General features: G+C 63.2%; 13 protein-coding genes. 5 read left to right on the top strand and 8 right to left on the bottom strand.

What is annotated here, in order from left to right; translation table 11 throughout:
* The first annotated feature begins 176 nt into the window (after nt 1–176).
* Genes GOX01_RS03410 through GOX01_RS03400 form a run of 3 tightly spaced genes read left to right on the top strand, consistent with a single transcriptional unit; the run spans nt 177 to nt 1,991 of the window.
* Nucleotides 177–1,130 (top strand): thioredoxin family protein, encoded by a 954-nt coding sequence (locus GOX01_RS03410; protein WP_011252333.1) that lies wholly within the window; start codon nt 177–179, stop codon nt 1,128–1,130.
* A gap of 4 nt (nt 1,131–1,134) precedes the next feature.
* On the top strand, nt 1,135–1,809 hold the full coding sequence (locus GOX01_RS03405) for an LON peptidase substrate-binding domain-containing protein (protein WP_011252334.1): 675 nt from the start codon (nt 1,135–1,137) through the stop codon (nt 1,807–1,809).
* 2 nt (nt 1,810–1,811) lie between these two features.
* Nucleotides 1,812–1,991: a Trm112 family protein gene (locus tag GOX01_RS03400; protein ID WP_011252335.1), complete on the top strand. Its 180-nt coding sequence runs from the start codon at nt 1,812–1,814 to the stop codon at nt 1,989–1,991.
* Nucleotides 1,992–1,998: 7 nt separating this feature from the next.
* Here GOX01_RS03400 and GOX01_RS03395 read toward each other — a convergent pair whose 3' ends face one another.
* A complete protein-coding gene (locus GOX01_RS03395) occupies nt 1,999–3,561 on the bottom strand; it encodes a globin-coupled sensor protein (protein WP_024716656.1) in 1,563 nt (520 codons plus the stop codon).
* 100 nt (nt 3,562–3,661) lie between these two features.
* Entirely contained in the window at nt 3,662–3,967 is a 306-nt protein-coding gene (locus tag GOX01_RS03390; protein WP_226986635.1) for a hypothetical protein, read from the bottom strand.
* Nucleotides 3,968–4,144: 177 nt separating this feature from the next.
* Between GOX01_RS03390 and GOX01_RS03385 the strand changes: the two genes are divergently transcribed.
* Nucleotides 4,145–4,807, top strand: a complete 663-nt coding sequence (locus GOX01_RS03385; RefSeq protein WP_011252338.1) for a protein-tyrosine phosphatase family protein — start codon at nt 4,145–4,147, stop codon at nt 4,805–4,807.
* Between the two features lie 3 nt (nt 4,808–4,810).
* Here GOX01_RS03385 and GOX01_RS03380 read toward each other — a convergent pair whose 3' ends face one another.
* The 5 genes from GOX01_RS03380 to GOX01_RS03360 all read right to left on the bottom strand — a co-directional run bounded on the left by GOX01_RS03380 (nt 4,811) and on the right by GOX01_RS03360 (nt 9,050).
* Nucleotides 4,811–5,299 (bottom strand): helix-turn-helix domain-containing protein, encoded by a 489-nt coding sequence (locus tag GOX01_RS03380; protein ID WP_231101078.1) that lies wholly within the window; start codon nt 5,297–5,299, stop codon nt 4,811–4,813.
* 152 nt (nt 5,300–5,451) lie between these two features.
* Complete coding sequence (lnt, locus tag GOX01_RS03375) at nt 5,452–6,975, bottom strand: apolipoprotein N-acyltransferase (RefSeq protein WP_011252340.1); 1,524 nt, start codon at nt 6,973–6,975, stop codon at nt 5,452–5,454.
* A gap of 76 nt (nt 6,976–7,051) precedes the next feature.
* A complete protein-coding gene (locus GOX01_RS03370) occupies nt 7,052–7,882 on the bottom strand; it encodes a GNAT family N-acetyltransferase (protein ID WP_011252341.1) in 831 nt (276 codons plus the stop codon).
* Between the two features lie 122 nt (nt 7,883–8,004).
* Entirely contained in the window at nt 8,005–8,538 is a 534-nt protein-coding gene (locus GOX01_RS03365) for a Fur family transcriptional regulator (protein ID WP_011252342.1), read from the bottom strand.
* 104 nt (nt 8,539–8,642) lie between these two features.
* Nucleotides 8,643–9,050, bottom strand: coding sequence for a MucR family transcriptional regulator (locus tag GOX01_RS03360; protein WP_011252343.1), 408 nt, complete (start codon nt 9,048–9,050; stop codon nt 8,643–8,645).
* Nucleotides 9,051–9,131: 81 nt separating this feature from the next.
* On the opposite strand from GOX01_RS03360, the gene GOX01_RS03355 reads away from it, so the two are divergent.
* Complete coding sequence (locus GOX01_RS03355) at nt 9,132–9,380, top strand: sulfurtransferase TusA family protein (RefSeq protein ID WP_080674947.1); 249 nt, start codon at nt 9,132–9,134, stop codon at nt 9,378–9,380.
* Here the strand turns inward: GOX01_RS03355 and rimI are convergent.
* Nucleotides 9,367–9,774 carry a ribosomal protein S18-alanine N-acetyltransferase gene (gene rimI / locus GOX01_RS03350; protein ID WP_034953343.1) on the bottom strand — a complete coding sequence of 136 codons (408 nt, stop codon included), beginning with the start codon at nt 9,772–9,774 and terminating at the stop codon, nt 9,367–9,369. The genes GOX01_RS03355 and rimI overlap by 14 nt on opposite strands.
* Between the last annotated feature and the right edge of the window lie 10 nt (nt 9,775–9,784).

Here is a 9,784-nt window from a genome sequence, read left to right as displayed (position 1 = left end):
TGGGGCTTATGACCGAATCAGCGCCACAGCGCAAGAGGGATTTTTCGATTCAGGAGCAATATCCTCTTTCGGACACAACACCCCACGTCACAGCCCTGCACCCGGCACTTGCACACGAGGCACGCACATCCGATCTTTCAGGAAACTTGTCTTTCCAGCGAACGGTTCCCGCCCCCATGAGCAGCACATTCGACGAACACCTGATTGGTCAGTCTTCCAACAAGGCCCCGGCAGGCACAGCCGCCACCATCATTGACGCCGATCAGACGAACTTCATGGCGGATGTCGTGGAAGCCAGCCGGGAAATCCCGGTTCTGGTCGATTTCTGGGCCCCCTGGTGCGGTCCGTGCAAACAGCTCACCCCTGTGCTCGAAAAGGTCATCCGTGCGGCTGGCGGGCGGGTCAGACTCGTCAAGGTCGATGTGGAAGCCAATCAGGCCCTCGCCGCACAACTCGGCCAGCTGGGTCTGCCGCTCCAGTCCATTCCGCTCGTCGTGGCTTTCTGGAAAGGTCAGGTGCTGGATCTTTTCCAGGGTGCCCAGCCTGAAAGCGAAGTCCGCCGTTTCGTGGAATCCCTTCTGAAGCTGGCCGGTGACGTCATGCCCGCCACGGAAATCCTGGCCGCAGCCCGTCAGGCGCTGGCTGACGGACATGCGGATCAGGCCGCCGGTCTATTCTCGCAGCTTCTGGAAGCCGAGCCTGAAAGCCCTGAAGCCTGGGGCGGCATGATCCGGGCGCTTATTGCCCTGAACGAACCCGAAGCCGCCCAGGACGCTTCCGCTCAGGTGCCTGCGAAGCTGGACAGCCATCCCGAGATCACCGGCGCCCGGGCCGCGCTGGCGCTCCATGCCGAAGGCGCCAAGGCCGCCTCAGAGCTTGAAACGCTTCGCCAGCAGAGCGCTGCCGCCCCGGACGATTTCGACCTGCGCCTCAAACTGGCCGCCGCCCTCAACGGCGCAGGGGAGCGGGCGGAAGCCGCCAATACCCTGCTGGATATCCTCCGCAAGGAGCGCAACTGGAACGACGGCGCCGCGAAAACCGAACTTCTGCGCTTTTTCGAGGCGTGGGGACATACGGATCCTGATACGCTGGCGGCACGACGCAAACTCTCTTCCCTTCTGTTTTCGTGAGCCGATGACCGAAACGCCCGACCTTCCATCCGCCGAACGTCCCCGCCGCGCGCCCCCCCTGACGGAACTGACGCTGGCGGACATTCCGCCGCGCGTCGGCCTGTTCCCGCTCTCGGGCGCGCTGCTGCTGCCGGGCGGCCATCTGCCGCTTCTGGTCTTTGAGCCGCCTTATGTGGCCCTGCTTGAGGATGCGCTGGCCGGGCGGCGGATGATCGGTGTGATCCAGCCCCTCATGGACCCGGACACGGACGAGCACCCCCTGCTCTACCGGACCGGAACGCTGGGCCGCATCACGGAATTTACCGAACATGTCGATGGCACGTTTTCCGTAACCCTGCTCGGTATTTCCCGTTTTCGCCTGATCCGCGAGACGCCAACGAACCAAGGCTGGCGCGAGGGCATTATAGATGCCACCCCCTTCGCGGCAGACCTCGTCGAGGAAGATCCGCTGCCGATCAACCGCGACCTGCTGCTGAGCGGTCTGAAAACCTATCTCGAATCCCGCGACCTGCAGGCAAGCTGGCCGCTGATCGAGGATATGGACGATGAAACGCTGCTGGTTGTCCTGCCGATGCTCGTGCCGTTCACGCCGGTGGAAAAACAGTCTCTTCTGGAAGCCATGACGCTGGATGAGCGCGCCGGGCTCTTGCTGGATCTGCTTGAGAGGGGCATGGAATAGTCATGACTACAGAACTCGATCCCCGCCTCCTGTCCCTTCTGGTCTGCCCGGTCACCAAGGGGCCGCTGACCTATGACCGCGAGACCCAGGAGCTCATCAGCCCCCGGGCCAAGCTGGCTTTCCCGATCCGGGACGGCATTCCCATCATGCTGCCCGAAGAGGCCCGCCAGATCGACGCCTGATCCCTGTTCAGACCTTTTCTGCGGTACTGGCCGGGGAAGGCATTTTCCGGCCCTCCAGCGTGCGCTGTGACGGGCGGGACGGGCTTTTGCGGACCTTGAAGTTCCGTACGACGCGCGTCAGTTCGCCGGCATCGTCGACCAGTTTCTGGCTGGCGCCGCTGGTCTGGTGAACGATCGCGGCGTTGCTCTTGGTCACCCCCTCGAGCTGCGTCGTGCTGGCGTTGATGTCCATGATGCGCCGGGCCTGCGCTTCGGCCCCTGACGCAATCTGTCCCACCGCTGTACCCAGACGCTCGACAGACGTGCTGATATTGCCCAGGGCCGTGCCGGTCTCGTCGACCATCTGCACGCCGCGCTGGACGTCTTCCATGCTGCTGGCGATCAGGGATTTGATTTCCTTGGCGGCCGTGGCGGAGCGCTGGGCCAGGGCCCGGATTTCCTGAGCGACAACCGCAAATCCGCGCCCCGCATCTCCGGCATGGGCGGCTTCGACGCCGGCGTTGAGAGCCAGAAGATTGGTCTGGAACGCGATCTCGTCGATCACGCCGATGATCTGGACGATGCGGTTGGAGGATGACGAGATCTTGGCCATGGCCTCGACGGTTTTGGCCACGATATCGCGGCCCTGCTCGGTTTCCTGACAGCAGTCGGCCACGGTCGTATCGGCCTGCCGGGCCTCGTCGGCGACTTCTTTCACCGAGGACGTCAGTTCCGTGATGTTGCGCGCCACGGCCGCCAGGGCATCGACCTGTTCGGCGATGCGGCAGGTGATGTTCTCGGTGGAGCCGCTGATTTCGCGGGCGCGCTGCTCCACGGCCCCGGAAGTTTCGCGGACGGCATGGACGATGCGTCCCAGTCCTTCGCAGGCCCGGTGGAAAGCGCCGCTCATACGGGTCGAGCCGTTTTCCAGCGCCGGGTCGATCTGCTGGACCAGATCGCCGCCCGCCATGCGATCGAGCGCATCCGCCAGCGCGTCCGACAGGGCGGCGAGGCTCTGGATCCGCTCGCTTTCCGCGCGTGAACGCTCACGGACATCCAGATTCTGCGTGTAGGTTTCCAGCCCGAGTTCCATGTCCAGAAGACCGCAGCGGATCAGCAGGCCGATCTGCGCGGCAGCCTCTTCGCCAGAGGTTCCCCGGGCCGGACGTCGCAGGAGGCGGTCCAGAAAGCTGCGGCGCGGTTGCGGCCAGTACTGACGGAGCAGGTCCGTCACCATGCCTTCGATCAGCAGGGCATAACCGCCGACATACCACTGCGGCTTGAGGCCGATCCGGGCATGGGTGTTGCCGATGGCACGGGTGCTCTCGACGTAATCGGCGCCGAAGTCACCTTGAAGAATCCGCTTCCAGTGCTTTTCCTGCTGGGTGCGCGCACCGATGCGATGCTGCTCGTTGGCAAAAAAGCGGTTCAGGGCCGGAGTCTTGTGAATCCGGCCGTAGAAGCGGTCCAGCGCAGGCCCGAGCACCCCCAGCGCCTGAGGGCGGATTCTGGCCAGATGGGCTTTCTCAGCTGCGCCGATGCCAAGAAACAGCAGCCGCTCGGCAATGTTTGCCTTGACCTGCTCAGTCATAATCGGAGTCTCCAGAGCGTGGATTTGGCGCGTGTTCAGGGCAATGCCCGTAACACACCAAGAGTTACGCAATCATGAAGAACGGCCGATGATCCCGGGGTCAGTTGGACGCGCTGTTCTGTCCGTAGGAGACTTCGGTATCGGGGGTTGCGGGCTGGGGCGCGATGTTGACGCTGTTGCCCTGACCGCCGCCGAAGGACATGCCGCCCGGGGACGAGCTGCTGGCCGTGTCATGCGAGGCCGAGGACGGACTTTCCGCACCCGGCGGCATCGGCATGACCGGAGCATCGTCGGCATAGGACATGCCGCTGGCCTGACGGTGATGGGTGCTGCTGTGGGAGTGGTGGCCAGGTGCTGCGCCTGGCGGCGGGAGGGCGGCCATGTCTGGCGCGGGCCCGCTGAACATGGACCCGCATCCCGCCGTGGCGAGAAACGAGAGCATGAGGAAAGGGGAAACGAAGCGCATGAGACGCAATATAGCACTTTTCGGCGGTTGACGCATCCCTTTGCGGGATGGGACACAGCGCGTTCTTCCCGTCGCCCGCCCCTCCCGAGCGGCATGCCCAGCAAGGATGCATTCACCATGTTCGAAGGTCGGATCACGTCTCCCGCCGCGCGGCGCCGCGCCTGGTGGGACAGTCTGTTCGTGGACCACTCCATCTTCCGGCTGGGCTGGACCAATCTCGCACCCGTCGTGCCGGGCAAGGTCTGGCGCTGCAATCATCCCACGCCCGCACGCCTGCGCAGTCTGACGCGGCGCCTGCATCTGAAAACGCTCGTGAACCTGCGCGGGCATCGCAAATGCGGCTCGGATGCGCTGTCCCGGGGCGCCAGCGCGAAGCTGGGGCTGACGCATCTGGACATGGCTTTCGAGAGCCGGGGAGCGCCACATCGCGACCGCATTCTGCGCTTTTACGACATGTACCAGACGCTCGCCTTCCCCATGCTCATGCACTGCAAGTCGGGTGCGGACCGGGCGGGTCTGGCGTCAGGTCTGGTGCTGATGTTTGAAGGCGGCACGGCGCAGGACGCGCTGGGGCAGCTGCACTGGCGGTTCGGGCATTTCAACCGCTCGCGCACCGGCATTCTGGATGCGTTTTTCCTGCGCTATCAGAAGGAAGCCGAAGGGCGTCTGCCGTTTCTGGACTGGGTCCGGGACGAGTATGACGAGGACCGGCTGCGCGCCGATTTCAAGGCCGGGAAGCTGGCATCCTTCGTAAACGACAGCATCCTGCGCCGGGAATAGGACTCAGTCCGGTTTGACGTCTGCCGGGCCGAGGGAGCGGATGAGGTCCAGCATCCGCTTGCGGACCGCAGGGTCCGGGATGCGGTAATAGGAGCGCACCAGATCGACCGTCTCGCGGCGGCTGAACAGGGCAGCCTCGTCCACCGGAAGATCGAACAGACGCGGCGGCGGGGCAGCCGGACGGGGCGGTGGGGCGCCGAATGCCGACTGCGTCTCGGCGAACCCTGGGACGGGGGCCTGCGCGGCGGACGCCTGGCCGAAAGCCGGATTGAACGTCGGAGCGGAACCGGGAAACGGCCGTGGCGCGCTGGACGGCGCGGACGGGCGCGCCTCCTGCATATCATCGAAGAAGAAGCCGATCGGCACATCCAGAACCTGCGCCAGATCGTACAGGCGGCTGGCGCCCACGCGGTTGGCGCCGCGCTCATATTTCTGGATCTGCTGGAAGGTCAGTCCCAGAGCCTCGCCCAGCTTTTCCTGCGACAGCCCCATAAGTGTGCGACGCAGCCGGATGCGGTTGCCGACATGGACGTCCACCGGTCCGGCCGCAGCAGAACTGCGGGATTCAGGGCGGGCGCGATCCGGGGAGGATTCTTTTTCTGACACATGTAAATGGTTAATAAGACAACCCTGGATTGTCAATGTTAACCTTTATACACTCCCAGGTCCCAGTCGCGCTTCTTCCGCTGCGTGGGGACGAGCGCCAGAACCATGCACAGGATCGAAAGCGCAAGCGGCGTGGCGCGGCCGAAGCGGGAAAAGAAGGTCGGGGGGAGCGGTGACGGGATATCGCTGACCAGCACATCGGCCCGACCCCAGCCCAGACGCGCGGTTTCATGTCCGGTCGCGTCATAGATGGCGGAAATGCCGGTATTGTTGGCGAAAACGACCGGAAGCCCCTCTTCCACGGCTCGCATCCGTCCGGTCGCGAGATGCTGACGGGGGCCGGCGCTGTTGCCGTACCAGGCGTCATTCGAGATCGTGACGAGCCAGTCCGGGCGGTCGTTCCGGGCCGTGACGGAGCCGGAAAAAATGATCTCGTAGCAGACCATCGGCCCCACGCGCCCCATGCCCGGCAGGTCCCATGTCTTCAGGCCCGGCCCCGGCGTCAGCACGCCCGGCAGGACGTTGAAGGGCAGGATCCAGGGCTGGTATTCGCCGAAGGGGACGAGGCGGCTCTTGTCGTAGATCGCCGCAATACTGCCATCGGGGGCGACGGCGATCAGGCTGTTGAACCAGTCCTTGCCGGATTCACGGTCCGACCCGACCAGTGCCGGGGCTCCATCAGCGGCCCGGGCGATCATCTGCCGGGCCAGTGTGTCCTCGTCCAGCAGGCCAGGGAAGCCGGATTCAGGCCAGATTACCACGGGCGGACGGCCGCCCTCCGCGAAGGCTTTCTGTGCGCCCTGTGCGGTCAGGCTCAGATAGCGGCGGAAATTGCCGACCGCGTCCGCATGGCTGATGACTTCGGCTTCGGGCACGTTGCCCTGCACCAGAACGGCACGGGGATTGGTGATGTTCAGCGGCGTGGCGGAGGACAGACGCCAGGTCCCGGCGGCGATCCACAGCACGGATACGGCCAGCACGGCCACAGCCGCGCGTCTGCCCCGGAACAGGGCGAGAGAGCCGAGCACCAGCGCGAGCGACAGGCCGTCCACACCCAGAACCGAAGCCGGCTGGATCATGACGTCTCCGGCAAAACCCGGAAGCTCCAGGTCACTTCCCAGCGGGTTCCACGGAAAGCCCGAGAACATGAAGACGCGCCCCATATCCATGACGGTCCAGCTTCCTGCGAACATCAGCACGCGCCGCCAGCCGGGACGCACCACGCGGCACAGGATCGCCGGGACGCAGATGAAAGGCGCGATCAGCAGCGCCACGCCGGGAGATGCGAAGGGAACGACCCACCAGAATTCATGGACACGCGTGAGGATGGCGTTGGTCAGCCAGTAGAGCCCGACCGTGTGAAAGCCCATGCCGAACAGGAAGCCGCACCAGGCCGCCTGTTTCCAGGACCGCGCGTCTTCGGACACACGATAGAGGATCATCAGCCCCACGGGCAGCAGGAACAGGGCGTGCACCGGTGGCAGGGACAGGGCTGCCAGCGCACCCGCGAGCAGCATCAGTCCGGCCAGGCGCCAGCCACGGACAGGGAGCGTCGAAATCATGAAGGAACCGTCCGGCTGACGAAAAGGCTGAAACAGGAAACAGCCGGACCTCGAAGATCCGGCTGCGAAAAAACTGTCAGTCGAGAGCGTCGCGCAGGCGACGTTCGTAATGGCGGTAATACTTGTCCGCCAGAAGTTCGCTCTTCACCAGAACGGCGACATCCGTAGTGTTGAACTGCTCGTCCACAACTGCACCATCGCCGACATAGCCGCCCAGACGCAGATAGCCCTTGATCAGCGGGGGCAGCTTGTTGAGGCAGGCGCGGTAGTCCAGCACATGCGGGTCAGTCCGCTGCATTTCCACATAGCGGTCCGGAAGCGCGCGGATGCGCAGGGCCGGCGGGGCCAGGTGGTTGTGGTGCATGTAGGTGAGCTGGTCGGCCAGGGCGTCCGGGTTCGTGCCAGGAAGGCTGCCGCAGCCGAACAGCACATCGATCCGATGCAGGAAGATGTAGGACGCAATACCGCGCCACAGGAGCTGCATCGCGGACCGGCCGCGATATTCCTTCGCCACGCAGGAACGCCCGACTTCAAGCAGGCGACCGGGGAATTCCGTCAGGGTCGAGATGTCGTATTCGGAGGACGTATAAAAACGCCCGACCTTCTCGGCGGCGTCTGAGCGCAGCAGACGGTAGGTGCCGACGACGCCGGCCGCACCGGGGCCTTTGGCGTGATCGATGACCAGAAGGTGATCGGCGGCCTCGTCGAATTCGTCCACGTCACGCTTGGTGCGGAAGGCACGTTCGTCGGGGCGGGCGCCGAGTTCTTCGAAGAAAACACGATAACGCAGGGCCTGTGCGGCGTCGCGCTCCTCGGCCGTCTCAGCGATGCGCACACCCAACGTGCCGCCCCGCAGTTCCTGAAAGCCGCCTTCGCGGTTCAGGGAAAGCGTGGAGAGCGTTTCCATCTGGCGCAGCGTTTCTTCGCTGCTGGCCAGCGTATGGGCTGCCGGAGCTGATGCCGGGGCCGAGACTGAAGCGACGTTTGCGTCATCCGGAACGGAAAGAGGTGTGCCAGCCGGTTTGGTGGTCATGATCCGCTCTTGTTCCTGTTTTCTGAAGGAGATTTTTTCCTGTCATCGGGTTCGGCGCGGCGGCCGAACAGTTCGATCCGATGCGAGACAAGATCAAATCCCAGACGCTGGGCAAGCTGGGCCAGAAGACGGACCGGCTCCTCGTCCTCGAACTCGATGACGCGGCCACTGTCCACATCGATCAGATGATAGTGATTGCCGCTGTCACTGGCTTCGTAACGGGCACGACCGCCGCCGAAATCCCGGCGTTCGAGGATGCCTTTTTCTTCCAGCAGGCGGACCGTGCGGTAGACCGTTGCGACGGAAATGCGGCTGTCGATCTCGGACGCGCGGCGATACAGCTCCTCGACGTCCGGGTGATCGTCAGCCACGGACAGGACATGGGCGATCACCCGTCTCTGCCCGGTCATCTTCAGGCCGCTTTCCACACACAGGCGGGCAATGTGCGAATCATCCGGCACAGGGGAAGACGGGGCCTTCCGATTCCCTGGGCTGGCGCGTCTCTCGGCGATTTTCGTATCTGCGACCATATCTGCGGCCTAGCCGAAAAACAGGCGTCTTGTCCACTTCGTGGAGCCTGTCAGGCTTTTCCTGCCGCCGGGATGGAGAAACCGGCGGCAGGAAAAAGGGGCTCTTAGTCTTCGCGACGACGGCCGAGGCCGATCTTGCGGGCCAGGGACGAGCGGTGGTTCGCGTAGTTCGGCGCAACCATCGGGTATTCCGGCGGCAAGCCCCAGCGCTCGCGGTATTCCTGCGGCGTCATGTTGTAGGCAGTCTTGAGGTGACGGCGCAGCAGCTTCAGCTTCTTACCGTCTTCCAGGCAGATGATGTAGTCCGGGAAAACCGACTTGCGCGGCGAAACGGCCGGCACCGGCTTTTCAACAGGAGCCTCTTCCGGAACGTTCACCGTTGCAAGAGAGTCATGGACGGACCGGATCAGGGCCGGAAGAGCGTCAGCCGGAATATCGTTGTTCGATACATAGGCCGTAACGATCTGCGCGGTCAGCTGATGCAGTTCGGGAGCATTTGTCTCTTGCGACATTGTAGTTAAGTCCTTCATCCTTGAGCGAGTGAGCATGTAGCAGTCATAAATTGCTCGGTTCAAGCATAAAAAGAAAGAAACATGTGCGTGACAGAAAATGAAACATTTTTTATAGATATAACTGAAAAAAAATGCCCCATGACCACAGTATATGTCCGGGCAAAACTCGACACCATGACTTCCGGACAGAGACTTGAGGTCCGGCTTCGCGGAACAGAGACACGGAAGAATGTTGGCACGTCCGTAAAGGCACTCGGTCACGCAATTCTGGCGGATTCACCTGTTACTGACAGCCCGGATCTTTACTGCCTGACCGTTAAACATCGCTAGAAACAAGTACCAAGGCGTCGCTTCCGTCCCTGTAATAACCGCGACGGAGCCCCGCTTTTACAAAACCGCACTTCTCGTACAGCGCAGCGGCCTGATTGTTACAGACTGCTACTTCCAGAAATACTTTCCCTTTGCCCAGAACGTTCTGCACCAGAGCGTGCCCGATGCCGCGGCGCCGGAAATCCGGGTGTACGGCTATGGTCAGGATTTCCGTCTCGTCCAGAATGGTCCGCGCAAGAATGAAGCCGACGGGGACAGTGTCGATCACGGCAAGCATCGCTTCAGTCCCCGGACCTGAAAGCAGAGCGGCAAATGAAGTTGCGTCCCAGACTTCTCCGCCGCGAAACGTGACTTCATGCAGCGCGGCAAGAAGCGGCGCACATTCGATCCCCATGACCCTTAAC

The sequence above is a fragment of the Gluconobacter oxydans genome, assembly GCF_006539685.1.
In the GTDB taxonomy this organism is placed as follows: Bacteria; Pseudomonadota; Alphaproteobacteria; order Acetobacterales; family Acetobacteraceae; genus Gluconobacter; species Gluconobacter oxydans.
This window is presented reverse-complemented; position numbering and strand designations above follow the sequence as displayed.